The sequence below is a fragment of the Kitasatospora sp. NPDC096147 genome (genome assembly GCF_044763225.1).
In the GTDB taxonomy this organism is placed as follows: domain Bacteria; phylum Actinomycetota; class Actinomycetes; order Streptomycetales; family Streptomycetaceae; genus Kitasatospora.
This window is the reverse complement of sequence record NZ_JBIWFX010000002.1, coordinates 157563-178159: the sequence shown is the minus strand read 5'-3', so window position 1 is coordinate 178159 and position 20597 is coordinate 157563. Positions and strand designations below refer to the sequence as shown.

Below are 20597 nucleotides of genomic sequence, written 5' to 3'. Positions count from 1 at the left end.
GCGATTAGATGTTGCTGGGGAAAAGACCGTGACGGTGTCGGTGTTTGCTCCTATCTTCAGACCATGACCGTCACCGCACGGCGGGAGCTGGTGAGCCCCGCAACCCGAAACGCTTTCCGCTCTCTGGCCACGGACCTGACCATCCGGATCGTGGCCGAGTTGTGGGAGGACCATGGCTTCGCGCCCATCCCGCCAGATGAGCTGAAGTACCAGGACTCAGGCCAGCGGCGTACCGAGTTCATGCTGTATGCGGAGGGTGTGGACTGGTCGGATCCGAGCCACGTTCGGCGTGCCCTTCTCGTCTTCGAGGACTTCATCCGCACCTACCGGAACCCGGACGACCAAGGAACGCCAAAATGGCTGGACGACATCAGAGTTCGCTTGGAGCGGGACGGCTTCGCCCTCGACAAGGAGGGGAAGATCTCTTGGTCAAGCCCGCCGGTGCTGGCCCGTGACCTCAGCACCCTGAGCGATGCATCAGGAATCACGATCGAGCTGGAGCGCATTCGACGGGACCTGACCACCGACCCCCATGGGGCCATTGGCGCGGCCAAGCAACTCATCGAAGCGACCGCGAAGACTGCTCTTCGGGAGCTGGGCATCGTGGTCGACAGGAACGCCGCGCTCCCTGCCCTGATCAGTACGGTCCAGAAGGCATTGAAACTCGATGCTGCCTCGGCTCCGGATGGACCCGACGGCAGCAAGGCCGTGAAGAAGATCCTCTCGGGGTCGGTGAACATTGCGATCGGTGTCGCTGAACTGCGGAACCAGGGGTTCGGCAGCGGGCACGGCCAGGCGAGTGCACCGTCTGGGCTTGGAGTGCGTCATGCTCGTCTGACGGTCAACGCTGCCGTGACGTGGTGTGAGCTGATTCTCGACACGCTCTCGGACTCTGCCGCTCCGTGGCGCAACACCAAGGTCTGATCAACTCCGGAAGACCAAGGGCCACCCCCAGAGTGCTCGGGAGGATGCCAACTTCGTGAGTGGATGTGCGAGGCGGCCGCAGTCCAGGTAGCTGACAGCAACATCGGTTCTCCGCCCCGTTCCCACGCGGACCCTGAACGGGCTCACAAGCGACGGGGCTGGGCGGATGCGTGTTGACAACTCCCGCCAGTACCATCCGCTTTGCCGAGTCCGTCATGGTGATCGCGAGGTCCGTCTTGCCAGTTACTCCACTTGCCGCTGCCACTGACGTACTGGCCCGGGCCCGTGGGCTCCTCGCCCTCGACACCAGCCCCACGCCTTTGGCTGTGCGCGAGGACCTGCGCCGTTCGGCGCTGGCGTTCGGTGTTGCTGCGCTCGATACGTACCTGCACTGGGAGATCCGCAAGGTTGCGTTCACGACGCCGCTGCCGAAGAAGCTCGCCGAGCTATCGGTCAACTTCGGTGATCTTCTCGCCATGGGTGACGCTTCGGTTGAGGCACGCAACAACCAGGTGAAGGACCGCCCGCGCACCCGAGCCCGGAACGTACTGAACGAACAACTGCTGACGATGACCTTCCAGAGCGCTCGCCAGGTCGAGTCGGCCCTGGCCATGTTGGGGGTGCAGAAGCCTTGGTCCAAACTGTCTGCCGTCATCACCCCGTCTGCCAGCGTGCAAGATCTACAGAGTCGCCTGAACGCGTTGTCTCACCGAAGGAACAAGATCGTTCATGAGGGTGACCTGATGCGTGAAGCAAGGCCTCAGAAGATCAAGCGCGAGGTCGTTACGCCGCAGACGGTTGCCGAGGACCTGGATTGGATCGAATCGTTCATCGCCGCACTCGCGACTGTCCTTACCTAAGAGCTGTCCCGCAATGGCGCGGCGATCGTGTGGTCGCGGGTGGGGACCAGGGTGCCGTCCACGATCAGCACGGTGTCCTTGCCGAAGCGGCGACGCGGCTTGAGCGCGAGCAGCGGTCCGACGTGGTCGATGATCTGGTCGGCCGCCGACTTGGACACCCGAACAGCGGGGCGAGCTGGCGCAGCGTCAGGTTCGTTCGCCAGGAGGCCGCGACCAGCATGATCCGGTCCTCCAGCGGCAGACTCTGCGGCCGGCCCGGCCGCACCGTGTCGGATCCCGCGCGGCGCAGTACCGTCATCAGCTTGCGGCACTCCCGCTGATTCAGCCCAGTGAACGGGCTGAATCAGCGGCCGATGAGGAACTGACACAGACCTGAGACTGGACTCGCCTGACACGATGTGAGAAAGCTCGAAGACGCGCAGGTCAGGACCTTGGCGGATGACGTCGTGGCTGAGAACCTACAACGGACCGTCGGCCGTGCGGTCCGGCCGGTCAGAACCAGTGCAGGCAGTGCGGCTCGCGCTCGGCGCGGAACAGGGCGTCGGCGGTGGCGGCGGCCTCCGTGGTGCGGGCCAGCACGTGGCCGGCCCGGACCAGGGTGGTGGGGGCGGTGCCGCCGAGCAGGATCGCGCCGAGGTCGCTGATGTCCAGGGTGAGGTCGGCGGGGCGCTCGGTGGGGGTGCAGCGGGCCTCGCCGGAGCGGGTGGTGAGGGCGAGGCGGTGGTGCTCGCCGAGGAACGGGTCGGTGACGTCCAGGACCAGTTCGCCGTCGGCCTGCCAGCCGCGCGCGGTGAGGGCGCCGGGGACGTCCAGGACCCGGGCCCAGAGCCAGTCGCCGTAGTGGGTGGCCTCGGCGGCCCGGGTGTCGGCGAGCTGCCAGCGCAGCGGGTGGTCGGGGGCGAAGTGCTTGAAGACCACCCGGGCGACCAGGTCGTGGCCGAGCAGGAAGGCGGTCAGGGCGTTGACCACCGCGTCGTCGGCGGCGATCGTCTCGTCGACCAGCAGGGTGTCGGGCTCGTTCAGGGAGTAGGCGGCGTAGCCGTCGGGGGTGCCGTCGGCGGCGCGGTGCACGGCCACGTACCGGGCGGCGGGGGCGACCGGCGGCTGGCCGCCACCGCGGGCCCACCAGCGGGGCGGGCGGGAGAGGGCGCCGGGCCGGGTGCGGCGGTAGCGGTCGTAGACCTGCTCCAGCAGCTCGGTGCACTGGCTGCGCCGGAGCACCTCGATGCTGCCGGTGCCGGGTGCGCTGCCGGGTGCGGCGGTCGCGGCGGTCGCGGCGGCCCGGGGCGGGGCGAGTGCGGCCCTGGCGCGGTCGACGGTGAGGCGGCCGGTGAAGGTGGCCGGGCCGTAGCCGAAGCGGCGGTAGATGACGGCTTCGGAGCAGAGCAGGACGGCGAGGTGCTCGCCGCGGGCGCGCAGCTCGGTGAGCTGGCGGCGCATCAGGGCGGTGAGCACGCCCCGGCGGCGGTGGCTGGGCAGCACGCCGACCGCGGTCACTCCGGAGACGGGGGCCAACGCCCCACCGGGGAGGGTGAGTTCGAAGGTGTAGGCGGAGGCGGTGCCGATCGCCCGGCCGTCCTGGTCCAGGGCGAGCAGGCCGCGCTCCGGCTCCAGCGCCGAGAACCAGCCGCCGGGGCCGTCGGCGGGCCCGTCGGGGAAGCGGGCGAAGGCGGTGTAGAGGGTCTCGACGAAGAGGTCGAGGTCCTGGGCGGTGGTGGGACGGATCTGCATGGCGGTCAGGGCTCCCCGGTCCGGCGGGGCGCCGCCGAGCGCGGTGCCCCGCCACAGTGCAGCGTCGGTGGCCGGAGCGGTCAACCGGATTACCGGGTGCCAGGGCGGGGGTGACGGTCGGTCAGCCGTCGGCCGGCTTGGTGTGCAGGATGTCGCGGGCCTGCTCGGCGGCCCGGACGATGCTCTCGGAGACGAAGTCGACGAAGCGCGCGATGTTCTCCAGCCGGGTGCCGGCCGGGGTGCCGGTGCCGAGCACGGCGACGCCGTCGCGGGCGGTGGTGGCGAGCTGGGCGGTGCCCCGGGCGCTGGCGACCATCGACTGGTACCAGACGTCGTCGTCCACCACGTAGCGCTCGCGCCGCCGGTCGTCCCGCTCGCGCCGGACCAGGCCCTGCTGGTCCAGGAAGGCGATCGCCTTGGAGATCGAGGCGGGACTGACCTGGAGCCGCTGGGCGAGCTCGGCCGCCGTCAGGCTGCCGGAGTCGGTGATGTAGAGGCAGGCCAGCACCCGGGCCATCATCTTCGGCGTGCCCGAGGCCATCAGCACGGTGGTGAGCACCTCCTCGTAGGCCCGGACGGCCTCCGGGTCGCGGCCGTGCGCCTGCGGGACGGCGCCCTGCGGGCGGGGTGCGCCGGGGGCGCGGCGCCGGGTGCGCTGCTCGGTGGCGCGGTGGGCCAGGTCGGCCCGGTAGGAGGTGGGGCCGCCGTTGCGCATCACCTCGCGGGTGACGGTCGAGGTCGGGCGGTCCAGCCGTCTGGCGATCTCGGCGTAGGCCAGGTTGTCGGCCAGGCCGAGGGCGATCTGCTGGCGTTCCTGCTGGGTGAGCCTGCCGCCCGGCATTGCGGTCTCCTTCGTCGTCGGATGCCGTGAGCATAGCGTTCGCGGCCATTTCATTGCAACGTTTCGTTGCGTTGCCTTCGAGGGCGTTGCAATGATTTCACTGCTCTGAGCTGCCAAAACATGCATACCGTGCAATGAAGTCGTTGCCAGGATCGTGACTGCAACGTAGCGTTTGCGATGTCAGAAACATCAACGACGCAGGAGCAGACACCATGCAGACGTACGCCACCACCGCCCCGGTCACCGCTGTCCTGGACATCGCGGCCGGCCGGGTCCAGCTGATCGCCGCCGACCGGGCGGACACCACCGTCGAGGTCCGCCCGGCCACCCCGGGCCGGAGCCGGGACGTCCGGGCCGCCGAACTGACCGTGGTCGCCTTCGAGGACGGGGTGCTCCGGGTGAGCACTCCGGAGGCGGCCCGGCGGGCCCTCGGCCCGTCCGGTTCGGTCGAGGTGACCGTCCAGCTCCCGGCCGGGTCCCGGGTCGAGGCCACGGTGGCCGCCGCCGACCTGCGCGCCGTCGGCCGGCTCGGCGAGGTCGTCCTCACCGGAGCGGCCGGCAGCGTGAAGATCGACGAGGCCGCCGCCGCCCGGATCGGCCTGCAGGCCGGGGACGTCCGGCTGGCCCGGCTCACCGGTGACGCTGAGATCAGCACGGTGAAGGGCGACCTGGACGTCGCCGAGGCCCACCGGGGCACCCTGGCGCTGCGCACCGGGGCCGGGCACATCACGGTCGGCGCGGCCCGGGGCGTCTCGGCCGCACTGGACGCCGGCACCGCCCACGGGCGGGTGAGCAACGCGCTGCGCAACGACGGCACCCCGGTGCTCGCGGTCAGCGCCACCACCTCCTACGGCGACATCACCGCCCGCAGCCTCTGACCACCCGTCAGCCCGTCAGCCCGTCAGCCGATCGGCCCGTCGGCCGAGGAACGCAGGAGAAGCGAGAGATGACCACCGCCCGTACCACCACCCGCACCGCCGCCAACCGCACCACCACCCACAGCTCCGAGGAGAACCGAGAGATGACCGCCTTCGCCGCCCCCGTCGCCCCCTGGACCGGCACCGTGCAGGTCGAGGACACCACCCTCCACGTCAGCGACACCGGCGACACCGGCGGCGCCGGCCGTCCGGTGGTCTACCTGAACGGCTGCTACGCCGACACCAAGCACTGGCGCCGGGTGGTCGCCGAACTCGGCGACGGCTACCGGCACATCACCTTCGACGCCCGGGCCCGGGGTCGCTCCGGCCGCTCGGCGGACTACTCCTTCGACGCCTGCGTGCGGGACGTCAGCGCGGTGCTGGCGGCGCGCGGCGTCACCGGGGCGGACCGGCCGGTGCTGGTCGGCTGGTCCTACGGCGCGGCGATCGGCATCACCTGGGCGGACCGCAACCCCGGTCTGGCCGCAGGTGTGGTCTCGGTGGACGGCGCGCTGCCGAACGACTGGCTGGACGAGGCGGGCCGGGCGCAGATCCGCCGGCTGTTCAAGCGGCTCGGCCCGCTCTTCCCGATCGCCCGGCGGCTCGGCCTGGCGGCGAAGATGAGCGCCGTCCAGCACGCCGAGGTGAACATCGAGGCCAACGAGGTCTGTGCCACCGGCGTCCTGCTGCCGGTGCTGGAGCGGATCCAGACCCCGGTCCGCTACGTGCTCGCCTCCGGCGGGAACCTGGGCGGGGCGGCCGAGGTGATGGAGGGCATCCGGGCGGACTTCCGCGTGCTCTCCGAGGCCTGCCCCGCCGTGGAGATCAGCGCCAAGGTGGCGAGCAACCACTCCAAGATCCTGAGCAGGGACTTCCGGGCCGTCGCCGACGCCGTCCGCGAGCTGGCCGGATGACGGCTGACGGACGGTCAGGCCGCCTCGGGGGACGGGGTGGCGGCGGCCCGTCGTACGGCGGCGGCCCGGATCGGGGACGGGCCGCAGGCCCAGACCATCACCCGCCCGAGCGCCCGGGCCAGCGGCAGGTCCCAGCCGGAGCGCACCGCGGCCGGGCGGCGGACGCCCAGCTCGGCCCGGGCCCAGGGCGGGAGCACCGCCAGCGCGGCGTTGGTGAGCAGCCGGACGGCCAGCCGCTCGCGCGGGGAGCGCCCGAAGTTCCGCAGCAGCCGCAGGACGTCGAACGCGGCCGGGACGGCGTGCAGTTGGGGCCGCATGCCGGTCAGGTAGGCGCGCACCCCGGCCTGTGAGACGGGTACCCCGGTGGCTCCGAGCAGCTCGGCCACCACCGCGTACTCGGCCAGGTAGGCGTCGCACTCGGCCGGGGTCAGCCGGTCGGCGGCGAAGGTCTGGTAGCCCGTCAGGAAGCAGGCCACCTCGGCGGTGTGCACCCAGGTGAGCAGCGCCGGGTCGTCGGCCCGGTACGGCCGCCCGTCGGGGGCGGTGCCCCGGATGTGCGGGTGGATCCGGCGGACCGCCGCTATCGCCTGCCGGGCCGACTCGGTGGAGCCGAGCGTGGTGGTGGTGACGAAGCGGGCGGTCCGATGCAGCCGGCCGGTCGGGTCGGCCCGGAAGTCGGAGTGGTGGTCCACCCCGGCCATCGCCAGCGGGTGCAGGGATTGCAGCAGCAGCGCGGCGAAGCCGCCGACCAGCATCCCGGCGGGGTGCGCGTGCACCCGCCAGACCACGCTGTCCGGGCCGAACAGGCCGGGGTCACCGGCGGGGCGGTCGTAGCGCTCCAGGTGCAGGTCCGGGCCGTGCACGGTGGCGTTGATCTGCGCCAGCAGCCGCCCCCGGAGCGCCTCCGGCAGGGTGGACACCCGCACTGCGGTCATGGACTGCTCCCCCCGTCGCCGGTCGTACCGTCACACCGTACCGACCCGCTCCTCCGGGGTCACCGGGGCCTCCTCGGACTCCCGCTGACGGCGGGTCAGGGCGGCGGCCACCGCCTCGTCCAGCGCGGGGCCCCGCCAGGCGCTGGCCAGGCCCCAGCGGTAGGTGGCGAAGCCGATCAGGGCGACCAGCAGGACGTCCCAGCCCGGCGCCAGGTAGCCCAGGCCGCCGAACTCGGTGCCGCCGAGCCAGGAGACCAGCGCCATCGCCACCAGGTAGACCACCAGCCAGAGCCCGGAGCGCAGGTGCCGGGCCAGGTCGTGGGCGGGGTCGGCGCGGTGCGCGCGCCACTCGTACCAGGCGTAGACCGGCAGGCCGGCCCCGATGATCAGCAGCACCTGGCCGGTGAGCGGCCAGCGGGCCCAGTAGAGCACCAGGGTGCCGAAGACGAAGGCCAGCGGTGCCAGCCACGGGAGTTGGCGCAGTCGCACCGGGCGGGGCAGCTCGGGGGCGATCCGGCGCAGCGCGACGGCGGCCACCGGTCCGGTGACGTAGGAGATCACGGTGGCCACCGAGACGATCGCGGCCAGGGCGCCCCAGCCCCGGAAGACGGCCAGGAAGAGGAAGGCGATCGCCAGGTTGAGCAGCATCGCCGGGCGCGGGATGCCGGACTTGGGGTCGACCTTGCCGAAGACCCCGGGCAGGTGTCCGTTGCGCTGGATGCCGTGGATCATCCGGGCGGTGGTGGCCGCGTAGGTCATGCCGGTGCCGCTGGGGGAGACGAAGGCGTCCGCGAACAGCAGCAGGGCCAGCCAGTTGAGCATCAGCGCGGTGGCCAGGTCGGCGAACGGCGAGCGGAAGGTGGTCTGCAGGCCGCCCCAGCCCTCGGCGGCCAGGGTGGCCGGGTCCACCGTGAGCAGGTAGGCGGTCTGCAGTCCGAGGTAGACCAGCAGCGCGATGCCGATCGAGCCGAGCACCGCGATCGGCAGCGAGCGGCCCGGGTTCTTCGCCTCGGCGGCCAGGTTGACCGGCGACTGGAAGCCGTTGAAGGCCCAGACGATGCCGGAGGTGGCGACGGCGGTGAGCACCGCCGAGGCGCCGTTCGGGGCGAAGCCGCCGCCGGAGGTGAGGTTCTCGGTGTGGTGCGAGGTGGCCAGCAGGGCGGTCACGGTGAGCGCCGGGACGACCAGCTTGAAGACCGTGATCGCGGTGTTGGTCCTGGCGAACAGACTGACGGCGAACCAGTTCAGCCCGAAGTAGAACACCACCAGCACCGCCGCCAGTACCAGCCCGCTGCCGGTCAACTCCTTGCCGTCGAACAGCCCCTGGGCCCAGTCGAAGCTCCAGGAGCTCATGTACTGGATCGAGGCGGTGGCCTCGCCGGGGATCACCGAGACGATGGCGATCCAGTTCGCCCAGGCGGCCAGGTAGCCGGTCAGCGAGCCGTGCGAGTAGTGGCCGAACCTGACCATCGCCCCGGCCTCCGGGAAGGCCGCGCCGAGCTCGGTGTAGGAGAGCGCGATGGTGAAGGCGATGGCCGCCCCGACCACCCAGGCCAGGATCGAGGCCGGGCCCGCGATGGCCGCCGCGTTGGCGGCGCCGAACAGCCAGCCGGAGCCGATGATCGAGCCGAGGCCGGTGGCGGTGAGGGCGACGGTGCCCAGCGTCCTCCGGTAGTTCCCGGTGCTGGGGGCGGGCGGCTGCGGCACGGTGCTCCTGTCGTTATGGGCGGGTCTGGTGGTCATGGCCACGGAAAAGGATCGCATGTCCCGTTTCGTGCCCTTCATCCGGTCCGGGACGGCTGACCTCCTACCCGTGCCGCGACCCCGACGCGCCCCGGCCGGCCCCGCTCCGCCCCGGCCCGCTCCGCCCCGGCCCGCTCCTCCCTGCTCAGAAGGTCAGCACCACCGCGCCGCGCACCCCGCGCTCGGCCAGCCGGGCGTGTGCCTTCGCCGCCTCGGTGAACGGCACGGCGGTGTCCACCCGGACGGTCAGCGCACCGTCCGTCACCAGGGCGGCCAGCTCGGCCAGCCGCTCGCCGTCCGGCACCACGTCGATGACCGTCAGCCGGGTGTCGGCGGGCAGGTCGGAGGTCGGGCGGACGGCGACGAAGACCGTGCCGGGCAGCAGGTGCGGCAGCAGCGCCGGGCCGAGCAGTGCGGTGTCCAGCACCGCGTGCACGCCCTCGGGGGCGAGCAGGGCGAGCCGGGCCAGGTCGTCCCGGTCCACCCAGCGCCCGCCGTGCGCGGTGACGAACTCCCGGTCCTCGGGGCCGGCCAGCGCCAGGACGTCCAGGTCCCGGGCGGTGGCCAGCTGGAGCGCCAGGCCGCCGAGGTTCCCGGCCGCGCCGGTGACCAGCAGGGTCTGACCGGCCGTCAGGCCGGTGGCGTCCAGCGCCTGGGCGGCGGTCAGCCCGTTCAGCGGAAGGGCGGCGGCCACCACCGGGGACACCCCGGCCGGTGCGGCGGCGACGGCCCCGGCGGGCAGCACCGCGTACTCGGCGTGCACGCCGTTGTGGGTGCGGAACCAGTGCGAGAGGCCGATCACCTCCTGCCCCGGCCGGAAGCCGGTCACCTCCGCGCCGACGGCGTCCACCACGCCCGCCAGGTCCCAGCCCAGCCGGTGCTCGGGGCGCGGCGGCAGGTACGCGGCCACCGCCCCGGAGCGGACGGCCGCGTCGGCCGGGTGGACGGCGGCGGCCCGGGTGCGGATGCGCAGCTCGCCGGCGGCGGGCTCGGGCAGCGGGGCTTCGGTGATCTCGACGTTCTCGGGGCCGCCGAAGGTGGAGACGGTGACTGCGCGCATGATGGGCACTCCTGGTCCGGTGTGGTGCGTGATCTCGCTGACGAGGACGAGACTTCCACCGCCCGCCGGACGGTGGCAGAGGACGGCTCACCCTGGGACCGGCGGTCCCAGGCTGGGCGGACGGGAGCGGAGCGGACGTGCACGGCACCAGCGGATACCGGGAGGCGGCGGTCGAGTTGATCGCCCAGTACGAGGAGGTGGGCTTCGAGCAGCTGCACGGCGAGCTGCTCCACCTGCTGCCCGAACGGCCGGTCCGGGTCCTGGAGTTGGGGGCCGGGACGGGGCGGGACGCGGCCTGGCTGGCAGCTCGGGGTCACCTGGTCACGGCGGTCGAGCCGGTGGTCGAGCTCCGGGTGCACGAGCGGCCCGGGATCACCTGGGTGGTGGACGAGCTGCCCGGACTGGCCTCGGTGGCGGGGGAGTTCGAGCTGGTGACGGCCGTGGCGGTGTGGATGCACCTGGACCCGGCGGAGCGGCGGGCCGCGATGCGGCGGGTGGCCGGGCTGCTGGCCCCGGGCGGGCTGCTGCTGCTGACGCTGCGGCACGGACCGGTGCCGGCCGGGCGGTCGATGCACCCGGTGTCGGCGGCCGAGACCGCCCTGCTGGGCCGGGAGTTCGGCCTGGTCGAGGTGCACCGGAGCGAACGGGCCGACGGGCACGGGCGGGCCGGGGTGCACTGGGAGCAGCTGGCGCTCGACCGTCCGGGGCAGGAGGCGGACCCCGGACGGTGAGGGTGCGTCAGAGGGTGACGGTGGCCCGGAAGACCGTGGCGCCGTCGCCGGCGAGGGTGGTCTCGGTGCCGTCGGCCTTGAGGAACACCGACTGGCCCCGGGCGAGGGTGAGTGCGGTGCCGTCGGAGCCGGTGAGCAGGGCGCTGCCCCCGGTGCAGAGCAGGATCTGCGGGGCCCGGCCCGGCAGGGCGCGGGCGGTGCCGTCCAGCAGGTAGCGGGAGAGCCGGAACTCGTCGATCGGCACCGGGTAGAGCTGCTCGCCGTCGGTGTCGGTGACCGGCCGCAGCACGTCCGGACGGGAGGCGGTGAAGTCGACCACCTTGAGCAATTCGGGGACGTCCACGTGCTTGGGGGTGAAGCCGCAGCGCAGCACGTTGTCCGAGTTGGCCATGATCTCGACGCCGGTGCCGCGCAGGTAGGCGTGTACCAGGCCGGCGCCGAGGTAGAGCGCCTCGCCCGGCTGGAGCCGGATGTGGTTCAGCAGCAGGGCCGCGATCAGACCGGTGTCACCGGGGAACTCCCGTGCGGCGAAGGCGTACCCGGCGTACTGCCCGGTCGGGTCGGAGCCGGCGGCGGCCCGCTCCAGCGCGGCGGCGGTGGCCGCCACGGCGCGCTCGGCGGCCTCGCCGGTCAGCGACAGGATGGTGGCCAGCGCGGCGCTGAGCGCCTCCGACTGCGGCTTGCCGCGCAGCAGTTCGATCAGTGGCGTCAGCTCGGGGACGGCCAGTGACTCCATCAGCGCGGCGGCCTCGGCCGGTGCGCGGAAGCCGCACAGGCCTTCGAACTCGTCCAGTGCGCAGAAGAGTTCGGGCTTGTGGTTGGCGTCCTTGTAGTTCCGGTGCGGCGCCTCGACCGGCACGCCCCGGGCCTCCTCCGCGGCGAAGCCGGCTCGGGCCTGCTCCAGCGTCGGGTGGGCCTGGATGGAGAGCGGGAGCCCGGCGGCCAGCACTTTGAACAGGAAGGGCAGGGCGGGGCCGAACTTGGCCACCGACGCGGCACCCAGCTCACCCACCGGATCGGCCTCGATCAGCCGGTCGAGACCGGTCCGGCCCTCGCCCCGGTCGACCTGGGACGGGTCGCCGGGGTGAGCACCGAGCCAGAGTTCGGCCTGGGGCGCACCGTCGGCCGGGACACCGAGCAGCGCGGGAATCGCGTGCACGGATCCCCAGGCGTAGGGGCGGACGGTGTTGGTGAGCCGGTCCATGGGTCGTCCTCCTGTCTGGTGCCGGTGCGCAGGTCGGTCACTACGCGGACGAGCCGTCGCGCAGGTGGAGTGACGACCTTAACCGAGCGCCCGTAACAGCCGTGGAACGGCTTGCTACGGGCGCTCGGCCGGGCTTCGCGTGGTCAGGCGCGGACGATGGCCAGGACGGTGTCGCGGATCTCGGCCATCACGGCCGGGTCCTTGGCCTCGACGTTCAGGCGCAGCAGGGGTTCGGTGTTGGAGGCGCGGAGGTTGAACCACCAGGTGGTGCCGGTGACGGTGACGCCGTCGAGGGTGTCGACGGTGACGTCCTGGCGGTCGGCGTAGTGGGCCAGGACGGCGTCGGTGCGGCCGCTCTGGTCGGTGACGGTGGAGTTGATCTCGCCGGAGGCCGCGTAGCGGTCGTAGGCGGCGGTCAGCTCCGACAGCGGCCGGTCCTGGCCGCCCAGGGCCGCCAGCACGTGCAGCGCGGCGAGCATGCCGGTGTCCGCGCGCCAGAAGTCGCGGAAGTAGTAGTGCGCGGAGTGCTCGCCGCCGAAGACGGCGTCGGTCACCGCCATCTCCTGCTTGATGAAGGAGTGCCCCACCCGGGTGCGCACCGGGGTCGCCCCCAGCTCGCGGACCACCTCCGGCACGGTCAGCGAGGTGATCAGGTTGTGGATCACCGTGGGGTTGTCCTCGCCCTGCGCGCGGGCCCGGGCGATCTCCCGGGCCGCGACCAGCGCGGTGATCGCCGACGGCGACACCGGGTCGCCCTTCTCGTCCACCACGAAGCAGCGGTCCGCGTCCCCGTCGAAGGCCAGGCCGATGTCCGCACCCACCTCGCGGACCCTCGCCTGCAGGTCCACGATGTTCGCCGGGTCCAGCGGGTTCGCCTCGTGGTTGGGGAACGTCCCGTCCAGCTCGAAGTACATCTCCACCACGTCCAGCGGCAGACCCCCGAACACGGTCGGCACCGTGTGGCCGCCCATCCCGTTGCCCGCGTCCACCACCACCTTCAACGGCCGGATCGCCGTCAGGTCCACCAGCGACAGCAGGTGGTCCGCGTACCCGCGCAGACTGTCCCGCGAGGACAGCGAGCCCGGCTTCACGTCCAGCGCCGGCACCGACACCACACCGTCCGCCGACGTCCACGACTCCACCAGCTCACGGATCTCGGACAGCCCCGTGTCCTGCCCCACCGGCGCCGCCCCCGCACGGCACAGCTTGATCCCGTTGTACCGCGCCGGATTGTGCGAAGCCGTGAACATCGCCCCCGGCAGATCCAACGACCCCGACGCGTAGTACAGCTGATCCGTCGAGCACAGCCCGATCTCCACCACGTCCGCACCCGACGCCGCCGCACCCTCCGCGAACGCCCGCGACAACGACGGCGACGACGGACGCATGTCATGACCCACCACGACCGCCGACGCACCCACCACCCGCACGAACGCCGCACCGAACGCCCGCGACAGCACCTCGTCCCACTGATCCGGCACCACACCCCGGACGTCGTACGCCTTCACCAGCTGCTTCAGGTCCCGCATCGGACTGGTACTCCACACTGTTCGGTCGACACCGGCGCGGGAAGGACCCCGGCTTCGGCAGTCGCCCTCCGACGCGAGAGGAGGCGTGGTGGGCGCCGGGCCGGACGCGAGGAGCCGGTTTGCTCCGCGACCCCACGGGTGTTCAGGATGTGCAGGAGACTACCCGTTCGGGGCTCCGGACCGGATTCGCAGGGTGGCGCCGAGGAGGGAGCACGCACCGGCCCGGGGTAGCATGCGGAGACTCGGACGGCTCCATACTTCTGCGGGCCGTGTACCAGCGCGTTGCTCAACGGCCGTGCTGGACTTCCGACGTGAGGGCCCGCTGCCTTGGTCCCCACCGCATTCCGAAAGGCTCCGACGTGACCGCCGCTGACCAGGAGAGCACCTTCGCCGATCTCGGCAAGGTGCTCGTGATCATCCCGACCTACAACGAGGCCGAGAACGTCGAGCGCATCACCTCCCGGGTCCGTGCCGCCGTCCCCGAGGTCCACGTGCTGGTCGCGGACGACAACAGCCCGGACGGCACCGGCGACATCGCCGACAAGCTCGCCGCCGGGGACGACCACATCCGGGTCCTGCACCGCAAGGGCAAGGAGGGTCTCGGCGCCGCGTACCTGGCCGGCTTCCGGTGGGGCATCGACAACGGCTACGACGTCCTGGTCGAGATGGACGCCGACGGCTCGCACCAGCCGGAGGAGCTGTACCGCCTGCTCACCGCGCTGCGCCAGGCCGACCTGGTGCTCGGCTCCCGCTGGGTGCCCGGCGGCAGGGTCGTCAACTGGCCGAAGTCCCGCCTGCTGCTCTCGCGCGGTGGCTCGGCCTACTCCCGCCTGATGCTCGGCGTGCCGATCCGGGACGTCACCGGCGGCTACCGCGCCTTCCGCAAGGAGACCCTGGAGGGTCTCGGCATGGACCAGGTCGCCTCGGCCGGGTACTGCTTCCAGGTCGACCTGGCCTGGCGCACCGTCAAGGCCGGCTACAAGGTCAGCGAGGTGCCGATCACCTTCGTCGAGCGCGAACTCGGTGCCTCCAAGATGAGCCGCAACATCGTGGTCGAGGCGCTCTGGCGGGTCACCGCCTGGGGCATCGGACACCGGCTGCAGAAGCTCACCGGCGAGGACCGGAAGAAGTGACCCCGCCGGGCGGCCCGCCGCCCGGCTCCCGGAGGCCCGTCCCGACCGCGCGTCGGGGCGGGCCTCCGGCGTGTGACCGGTCACTCACCTGGGCGTGCCCACCCGGCGAAAGCCCCGGTCACCGCCCAAGCTGGAGCCCTACGGGCCCCGGACACGGCCCACCCCACGCCGACCAGGGAGCCGATGTGACGCCGGAGCAGCCCGAGCACCCGGAGCAGCCCGAGCGGTCCGGGCCGTCCGGGCCCCCGCGCGAGGACGGCCCGCCGCCGGCCCCGCTGACCGTCGAGGTCTTCACCGGCCCGGAGACCGCCTTCTTCGCCACCTCCAGCCTGATCATGGGCGAGCGCACCGCGATCCTGGTGGACGCCCAGCTCACCCGCAGCGCCGGCCGCGAGCTGGCCGAGTGGGTGGCCGGCAAGGGCCGGCAGCTGCTGGCCGTGGTGATCACCCATCAGCACCCCGACCACTACTTCGGCGCGGAGGAGGTGCTCCGGCTCTTCCCCCGGGCCCAGCTGCTGGCCGCGCCCCCGGTGCTGGAGGGCATCGCCGCCACCGTCGCGGCCAAGGTGGCCCAGTGGAAGCCGGTCTACGGGGACGACATCCCGGACCACCCGCTGCTGCCCGCCCCGCTGCTGCCGCAGCCGCTGATGATCGACCGTCAGCCGATCCGGGTGCTCGGCCTCGGCCAGGGCGACTGCGCGGGCTCCACCGTGGTGCACCTGCCGGGCATCCGCACCGTGATCGCCGGGGACTTCGTCTACAACGGCACCCACGTCTGGACCGCCGACACCGACCCGGCCCAGCGCGAGCAGTGGCGGGCCAACCTGGCCCGGATCGCCGAGCTCGGCGCGGACCGGGTGATCGCCGGCCACCGGGCTCCCGGCGCGGACGACGACGCCTCCCGGGTGCTCGCCTTCACCAACGCCTACCTGCGGGACTTCGACGTCGCGTTCGCCGAGCACCGGAGCGACGCCGAGGCACTCGCCGCAGCCGTCAACGAGCGGTACGGCGGACTGACCCAGCCGGCGCTGCTGGACCTCAGCGCGGCGGCCAACGTGGCGGCGTACGCGGCGGAGGGGGAGCTGGTGGTGGAGGACCACGACGGCGGCCACGGGCACGGTCACGGCCACAGTCACGGCAACGGCAACGGCAACGGGATCGTGGACGCGGAGATCGTCGAGGACCCCGAGGGTCCCGAGCACCCCGAGGGGCGCTGAGCCGGGGGAGTACGGGTCGATACTTGCCGCATGACGATCCGTCCGAGGGCCCACGACGCACTGGTGCTGGCCGGAGGCGCGGCCCGGCGGCTCGGCGGTGCGGACAAGCCCGCCCAGCGGGTCGGCGGCCGTACCCTGCTGGACCGGGTGCTGGCCGCCTGCCCCGACGCGGCCACCACCGTGGTGGTCGGCCCCGAGCGGCCGACCGAGCGGGGCGGGCTGTGCTGGTGCCGCGAGGACCCGCCCGGCGGCGGGCCGGTGGCCGCCGTCGCGGCCGGGCTGGCGGAGGTGACGGCCGAGGTGGTGCTGCTGCTCGCCGCGGACCTGCCGTTCCTCGACCGGGCGGCCACCGGGCGGCTGCTGGACGGTCTCGGTGACCACCAGGGCGTCCTGCTGGCAGACGCCGACGGCCGGGACCAGCCGCTGGCCGGGGCCTACCGTACGGACGCCCTGCGGGCCTCCCTCGCCGGGCTGGGTGCACCCGCCGGCCTTCCGCTCCGCCGACTGCTCGCCCCGCTCCGGCTGCACCGCCTGCCGGACCCGGACGCGGCCGCGCTCGACTGCGACACCTGGGACGACCTCGCCGGGGCCGAGCTCCGGCTGATGCCCCCGCACCGAGCCGGGCCGGCGACCGACGGAGCGGGCGCCGGCTGACGGTCCCTCACCGTGCGCTCCTCGCCCAGGTGAGGGAAACGACCCGCGAGGGTCACGGGGCGAGACGGGGAGGGCAGCGGAGGATCGGGCAGCATGGGGCCATGGAGCGCACGCTGGATGACTGGATCGCCGAAGCCGCCGCCGAGCTGGGCATCGACCTGGCGGTGGACACCGCCGGGCTGCTCGACCTGGCCCGGGTGGTGGCCCACGGCGTGGCCCGCCCGGCCGCCCCGCTGACCGCCTTCCTGATCGGCTACGCGGCGGCCCAGCAGGGCGGCGGCCCCGAGGCCGTCGAACGGGCCCGGCTGCGCACCGCCGCGCTCGCCGAGCGCTGGGCCGAGGAGCGGCAGCCGTGACCGCCGTGGTCCCCGAGGCGTCCTCCGGCGAGCAGCCGGAGCCGGGCCCCGGGCCGCGGCCCGGGGCGGGGCCGTCCGCCGGGCCGGCGCGGGAGCCGTTCGACCCGCTGCGCGACGTCCCGCCGTCCGTCCTGGCCGGTGCGCACCGGAGGCGCCCGGGGAGCCGCCCGGGGAGCGGTGATCTGCCGTTCGACGTCATGCGTGACGAGTCGTCCGGGCGGGGGAGTGGTGCGTCGCGGGGTGACGGGTCGTCGGGCGGGGTTGCCGGTGATCTGCCGTTCGACGTCATGCGTGACGAGCCGCTCGGGCGGGGGAGTGGTGCGTCGGGTGGGTTGCCGGGTGACGGGTCGTCGGGCGGGGTTGCCGGTGATCTGCCGTTCGACGTCATGCGTGATGAGCCGTCCGGGCGGGGGAGTGGTGGGTCGGGTGGGTCGTCGTCGGAGGGGGCTGCCGGGGCCCCGCTGTTCGACCTGCTGGCGGGCCCGTCGTCGGACGCCGAGCCGTCCGGGCCCGTCACCCTGGACCACGGGGCCTGGCCCGAGGCCCGGCGGGCGGCCCGGCGGGCGGTGGCCGCCCCGGGGCCGGTGGAGCGGGTGGTGCTGCGGGCGGCGCTCGGCCGGACGTTGGCCGAGCCGTTGACGGCGCTGACCGACCTGCCGGCCTTCGACACCTCCGCGATGGACGGGTGGGCGGTGGCCGGCCCCGGCCCCTGGGGGCTGACGGGTCGTCTGCTGGCCGGCGGCAGCTGCTCGCCGCTGGCCGACGGTACGGCGGTGGAGATCGCCACCGGTGCGCAGCTCCCGCCCGGTGCGACCGGCGTGCTCCGGCGTGAGCACGGGCGGGCCGAGGGCGGTCAGCTGCACGGGCGGGGCGAGGTGGCGCCCGGTCAGGACGTCCGGCCGCGCGGGCAGGAGTGCCGTCTCGGCGAACCGCTGCTGGCAGTCGGCACCGTGGTCACTCCGGCGGTGCTCGGGCTGGCCGCGGCCGGTGGGTACGACCGGCTGGCGGTGCACCGGCGGCCCACCGTGGAGGTGCTGCTGCTCGGGGACGAGCTGCTGGACGAGGGGCTGCCGGCGCCCGGGATGGTCCGGGACGCGCTCGGGCCGCTGCTGCCGCCCTGGCTGGCTGCGGCGGGCGCGGAGCTGACCGGCTGCCGCCGGATCGGCGACGAGCTCGGGCTGCTGCGGGACGCGATCCGGCACTCGCCCGCCGACCTGGTGGTGACCACCGGGGGGACGGCGGCCGGGCCGGTCGACTTCCTGCACGAGGCCCTGGCCGCCGTCGGCGCCCACCTGGTGGTGGACGGCGTGGCCGTCCGGCCGGGGCACCCGATGCTGCTGGCCGCCCTCCCCGACGGCCGGCACCTGGTCGGCCTGCCGGGGAATCCGCTGGCGGCGGTGGCCGGACTGCTCACCCTGGCGCTCCCCGTGCTGCACGCCCGCTCCGGCCGCCCGGCCGCCGCGCTCCGCCGCGCCCCGGTCGCCGCCGCCCTGCCGGGCCACCCCGCCGACACCCGCCTGCTGCCGGTGCACCACACCGAGGCGGGCCTGCGGGCGCTGCCCTTCGACGGACCCGCCATGCTGCGCGGCCTGGCGCTGGCCGACGCCCTGGCGGTCGTCCCGCCGGGCGGACTGCCCCCGGGCGCCCTGGCGGAGGTGCTGCCGCTCCCGTCCTGACGGGGGCCCGGGCCCGGGGTGAACGGGACGGAAGGTCTGCCCCCGAGGGCGTACTTCACCGCACCCGGCCGCCCGAACGGGCCGCCGGGCGTGCCCCGACCGTGCTCCGACCGTACGGACGGCCCGTCCGGGGGTCAGCCCCGGGGGACGGCCTGCTGGATGGTGATGACCCGGTCGGTGAGCTTGAGCACGGCCGCCTCCGGGTCGTTGTAGTTGAGCAGCTTCCGGCCCCGGACCACCGCGACCACCAGGTCGTCGCACTCGCGCGGGTTCCGGCCTGCCTCCTCGCGGGCGACCGGACGCTCCAGCACGTCGAGACCGGTGCCGAAGGTGAGCAGGTCCTCCATCACCGCACCGGTGTTGGGGCTGAGCATCGACATGCCGAGCAGCCGGCCCGCGGAGCTGGAGCTGGGCACCACCACGTCGGCGCCGCTCTGCCGCAGCAGCGGGGCGTTCTCGTCCTCCCGGACGGCGGCGACGACGGTGGCCCGGCGGTTGAGCTGACGGGCGGTCAGGGTGATCAGCACCGCCGTGTCGTCCCGCTGCGGGGAGACCACGATCCGTGCGGCGCGCGGGAGTTCGGCGCGGATCAGGGTGTCGGATCGAGTGCCGTCGCCCCGGACGGCGACCAGGCCGTCGAGGGCGGCCTGCTCGACCACCTTGGGCTGCGGGTCGACCACCACGATGGATTCCTTGCTGAAGCCCTGGCCGAGCAGTGCGGCGACCGCGTGGCGGCCCTTGGTGCCGTAGCCGATCACCACCACGTGGTCCCGGACGGTGTCCTTCCAGCGGCTCACCCGCCACTGCTGGCGGGTGCGCTCGGTGAGCACCTCCAGGGTGGTGCCGACCAGGATGATCAGGAAGACCACCCGGAGCGGGGTGATCACCAGGATGTTGATCAGCCGGGCGAGGTCGCTGACCGGGGTGATGTCGCCGTAGCCGGTGGTGGAGAGGGTGACGGTGGCGTAGTAGGCGGCGTCCAGGAAGTCGACCGCGCCGTCCGAGTTGTCGTTGTAGCCGGTGCGATCCAGCCAGACGATCAGGGTGGTGGAGACCAGCACCAGGAAGGCCAGCAGCAGCCGGGCGGAGACCTGGCGGAGCGGGGGCCGGGGCGGCCGGGACGGCAGGGTGATCCGGGCGCCGGGGTCGTCGGTGTCCTGGACCCGGCCGTCCCGGACCCGGAGGCGGCGGGGCCGCGTGCTGTCGCCCGTGGGCTCGGGCTGCTGATTGGCAGTCATCGTCCAAGGATGGCGGGCGCCCCGCCGCCGCTCCGCCACCACCCCGGCGCGTCGCGTCGACCGGGCACGCCGACGGGGCACGTCGACCGGGCACGCCGACGGGGACGGGGCGGGGTGGTGCGGGGAGCGGCCGGACCCGCCGGGGCGGGTCGCCGGGCCGGGGCCGCCGGGTGGGTGGGTATCGTCGCGGGCAGTGGCCGCCGTGGCGGTGGCCGTCGTCCGGGAGCTGTCGGAGGTCCACCGTGCGGGAGCACACCGTCGTGATCGGCTACGGCACCAAGGGTCGGCACGCGGTCGCCGCGCTGCTCGGCCAGGGGGTGGGCAAGCACGAGATCGTGATCGTGGACCCGCAGCGCAAGGTGATCGACCAGGCCGGCCGGGACGGTCTGACCGGCGTGCACGGTGACGCCACCCGGACGGAGACCCTGCTCCGGGCCGAACTGCCGAACGCCGCCCGGATCGTGGTCACCCCGGAGCGGGACGACACGGCGGTGCTGGTCACCCTGACCGCCCGTCAGCTCAACAAGGAGGCCAGCGTGGTGGCCGCCGTCCGGGAGGACGAGAACGCCCCGCTGCTGCGGCAGAGCGGCGCCGACTCGGTGGTCACCAGCTCCAGCTCGGCCGGCCAGCTGCTCGGCCTCTCGCTGCTCAGCCCGCACGCGGGTGCGGTGATGGAGGACCTGCTCACCTACGGCACCGGCCTCGACCTGGTCGAACGGACCGTCACCAAGGCCGAGGCGGGCCGCAGTCCGCGCGAGTGCGGTGACCTGGTGGTGGCGGTGGTCCGGGGCCGCCGGGTGCTCAACTACACCGACCCGGAGGCGGCGGTGCTCCAGCTGACCGACCGGGTGGTCACCATCCAGCCGGCCGAGCAGGCCGGCTGACCGGGCCGGCCGACCGACCCCGCCGCCGGGTCCTGCGCAACGGCCGCCCG

General features: G+C 73.6%; 16 protein-coding genes and 4 pseudogenes. 11 read left to right on the top strand and 9 right to left on the bottom strand.

The genetic code is table 11. From position 1 onward, the window contains the following. Nucleotides 1–63: 63 nt before the first annotated feature. Both ACIRBX_RS06290 and ACIRBX_RS06285 read left to right on the top strand, forming a co-directional pair. Nucleotides 64–924, top strand: a complete 861-nt coding sequence (locus tag ACIRBX_RS06290; protein WP_402294044.1) for an abortive infection family protein — start codon at nt 64–66, stop codon at nt 922–924. A 326-nt stretch (nt 925–1250) separates the two neighbouring features. Further along, on the top strand, nt 1251–1784 hold the full coding sequence (locus tag ACIRBX_RS06285; RefSeq protein WP_402294043.1) for a hypothetical protein: 534 nt from the start codon (nt 1251–1253) through the stop codon (nt 1782–1784). Nucleotides 1785–1804: 20 nt separating this feature from the next. On the opposite strand, the pseudogene ACIRBX_RS06280 reads toward ACIRBX_RS06285, so the two are convergent. The 3 genes and pseudogenes from ACIRBX_RS06280 to ACIRBX_RS06270 form a co-directional block, all read right to left on the bottom strand. Continuing rightward, nucleotides 1805–2109, bottom strand: a pseudogene (locus tag ACIRBX_RS06280) (transposase family protein); the annotation flags it as partial. Nucleotides 2110–2276: 167 nt separating this feature from the next. After that, nucleotides 2277–3515, bottom strand: a complete 1239-nt coding sequence (locus ACIRBX_RS06275; RefSeq protein WP_402294042.1) for a GNAT family N-acetyltransferase — start codon at nt 3513–3515, stop codon at nt 2277–2279. A 121-nt stretch (nt 3516–3636) separates the two neighbouring features. Then, complete coding sequence (locus ACIRBX_RS06270; protein WP_402294041.1) at nt 3637–4356, bottom strand: helix-turn-helix domain-containing protein; 720 nt, start codon at nt 4354–4356, stop codon at nt 3637–3639. 212 nt (nt 4357–4568) lie between these two features. On the opposite strand from ACIRBX_RS06270, the gene ACIRBX_RS06265 reads away from it, so the two are divergent. After that, nucleotides 4569–5234, top strand: coding sequence for a DUF4097 family beta strand repeat-containing protein (locus ACIRBX_RS06265; protein WP_402294040.1), 666 nt, complete (start codon nt 4569–4571; stop codon nt 5232–5234). A 68-nt stretch (nt 5235–5302) separates the two neighbouring features. Beyond that, nucleotides 5303–6187, top strand: coding sequence for an alpha/beta fold hydrolase (locus ACIRBX_RS06260; RefSeq protein WP_402294039.1), 885 nt, complete (start codon nt 5303–5305; stop codon nt 6185–6187). A 14-nt stretch (nt 6188–6201) separates the two neighbouring features. On the opposite strand, the gene ACIRBX_RS06255 is transcribed toward ACIRBX_RS06260, so the two are convergent. The 3 genes from ACIRBX_RS06255 to ACIRBX_RS06245 form a co-directional block, all read right to left on the bottom strand. Further along, the gene (locus ACIRBX_RS06255; protein ID WP_402294038.1) at nt 6202–7122 is read right to left on the bottom strand and encodes an oxygenase MpaB family protein; all 921 of its coding nucleotides are present in this window, start codon (nt 7120–7122) and stop codon (nt 6202–6204) included. 30 nt (nt 7123–7152) lie between these two features. Then, the gene (locus tag ACIRBX_RS06250; protein WP_402294037.1) at nt 7153–8865 is read right to left on the bottom strand and encodes an APC family permease; all 1713 of its coding nucleotides are present in this window, start codon (nt 8863–8865) and stop codon (nt 7153–7155) included. A gap of 145 nt (nt 8866–9010) precedes the next feature. Beyond that, nucleotides 9011–9925, bottom strand: a complete 915-nt coding sequence (locus tag ACIRBX_RS06245) for an NADP-dependent oxidoreductase (protein WP_402294036.1) — start codon at nt 9923–9925, stop codon at nt 9011–9013. A gap of 137 nt (nt 9926–10062) precedes the next feature. Between ACIRBX_RS06245 and ACIRBX_RS06240 the strand changes: the two genes are divergently transcribed. Beyond that, nucleotides 10063–10656 carry a class I SAM-dependent methyltransferase gene (locus ACIRBX_RS06240; RefSeq protein WP_402294035.1) on the top strand — a complete coding sequence of 198 codons (594 nt, stop codon included), beginning with the start codon at nt 10063–10065 and terminating at the stop codon, nt 10654–10656. A 7-nt stretch (nt 10657–10663) separates the two neighbouring features. Here ACIRBX_RS06240 and manA read toward each other — a convergent pair whose 3' ends face one another. Further along, nucleotides 10664–11860: a mannose-6-phosphate isomerase, class I gene (gene manA, locus ACIRBX_RS06235; protein WP_402294034.1), complete on the bottom strand. Its 1197-nt coding sequence runs from the start codon at nt 11858–11860 to the stop codon at nt 10664–10666. A 143-nt stretch (nt 11861–12003) separates the two neighbouring features. After that, nucleotides 12004–13389, bottom strand: coding sequence for a phosphomannomutase/phosphoglucomutase (locus ACIRBX_RS06230; RefSeq protein WP_402294033.1), 1386 nt, complete (start codon nt 13387–13389; stop codon nt 12004–12006). 359 nt (nt 13390–13748) lie between these two features. On the opposite strand from ACIRBX_RS06230, the gene ACIRBX_RS06225 reads away from it, so the two are divergent. The 5 genes and pseudogenes from ACIRBX_RS06225 (at nt 13749) to ACIRBX_RS06205 (ending at nt 18425) form a co-directional block, all read left to right on the top strand. After that, on the top strand, nt 13749–14522 hold the full coding sequence (locus tag ACIRBX_RS06225; RefSeq protein WP_402294032.1) for a polyprenol monophosphomannose synthase: 774 nt from the start codon (nt 13749–13751) through the stop codon (nt 14520–14522). A gap of 185 nt (nt 14523–14707) precedes the next feature. Further along, nucleotides 14708–15739: an MBL fold metallo-hydrolase gene (locus ACIRBX_RS06220; RefSeq protein ID WP_402294031.1), complete on the top strand. Its 1032-nt coding sequence runs from the start codon at nt 14708–14710 to the stop codon at nt 15737–15739. Between the two features lie 30 nt (nt 15740–15769). Beyond that, a pseudogene (locus ACIRBX_RS06215) lies at nt 15770–16335 on the top strand (molybdenum cofactor guanylyltransferase); the annotation flags it as partial. A gap of 138 nt (nt 16336–16473) precedes the next feature. Further along, a pseudogene (locus ACIRBX_RS06210) lies at nt 16474–16749 on the top strand (DUF6457 domain-containing protein); the annotation flags it as partial. Nucleotides 16750–17135: 386 nt separating this feature from the next. Beyond that, nucleotides 17136–18425: a molybdopterin molybdotransferase MoeA gene (locus tag ACIRBX_RS06205; RefSeq protein WP_402294030.1), complete on the top strand. Its 1290-nt coding sequence runs from the start codon at nt 17136–17138 to the stop codon at nt 18423–18425. Between the two features lie 134 nt (nt 18426–18559). Here the strand turns inward: ACIRBX_RS06205 and ACIRBX_RS06200 are convergent, their stop codons facing one another. Then, on the bottom strand, nt 18560–19663 hold the full coding sequence (locus ACIRBX_RS06200) for a potassium channel family protein (protein WP_402294029.1): 1104 nt from the start codon (nt 19661–19663) through the stop codon (nt 18560–18562). Between the two features lie 185 nt (nt 19664–19848). On the opposite strand from ACIRBX_RS06200, the pseudogene ACIRBX_RS06195 reads away from it, so the two are divergent. After that, a pseudogene (locus tag ACIRBX_RS06195) lies at nt 19849–20547 on the top strand (potassium channel family protein); the annotation flags it as partial. Nucleotides 20548–20597 lie beyond the last annotated feature (50 nt).

Excerpts from the sequence above, each read along its gene's own strand:
- ACIRBX_RS06290 (WP_402294044.1), top strand. The coding sequence starts at position 64 with ATGACCGTCACCGCACGGCGGGAGCTGGTGAGCCCCGCAACCCGAAAC.
- ACIRBX_RS06275 (WP_402294042.1), bottom strand. The coding sequence starts at position 3,515 with ATGCAGATCCGTCCCACCACCGCCCAGGACCTCGACCTCTTCGTCGAG.
- ACIRBX_RS06270 (WP_402294041.1), bottom strand. The coding sequence starts at position 4,356 with ATGCCGGGCGGCAGGCTCACCCAGCAGGAACGCCAGCAGATCGCCCTC.
- ACIRBX_RS06265 (WP_402294040.1), top strand. The coding sequence starts at position 4,569 with ATGCAGACGTACGCCACCACCGCCCCGGTCACCGCTGTCCTGGACATC.
- ACIRBX_RS06260 (WP_402294039.1), top strand. The coding sequence starts at position 5,303 with ATGACCACCGCCCGTACCACCACCCGCACCGCCGCCAACCGCACCACC.
- ACIRBX_RS06255 (WP_402294038.1), bottom strand. The coding sequence starts at position 7,122 with ATGACCGCAGTGCGGGTGTCCACCCTGCCGGAGGCGCTCCGGGGGCGG.
- ACIRBX_RS06250 (WP_402294037.1), bottom strand. The coding sequence starts at position 8,865 with ATGACCACCAGACCCGCCCATAACGACAGGAGCACCGTGCCGCAGCCG.
- ACIRBX_RS06245 (WP_402294036.1), bottom strand. The coding sequence starts at position 9,925 with ATGCGCGCAGTCACCGTCTCCACCTTCGGCGGCCCCGAGAACGTCGAG.
- manA (WP_402294034.1), bottom strand. The coding sequence starts at position 11,860 with ATGGACCGGCTCACCAACACCGTCCGCCCCTACGCCTGGGGATCCGTG.
- ACIRBX_RS06230 (WP_402294033.1), bottom strand. The coding sequence starts at position 13,389 with ATGCGGGACCTGAAGCAGCTGGTGAAGGCGTACGACGTCCGGGGTGTG.
- ACIRBX_RS06205 (WP_402294030.1), top strand. The coding sequence starts at position 17,136 with ATGCGTGATGAGCCGTCCGGGCGGGGGAGTGGTGGGTCGGGTGGGTCG.
- ACIRBX_RS06200 (WP_402294029.1), bottom strand. The coding sequence starts at position 19,663 with ATGACTGCCAATCAGCAGCCCGAGCCCACGGGCGACAGCACGCGGCCC.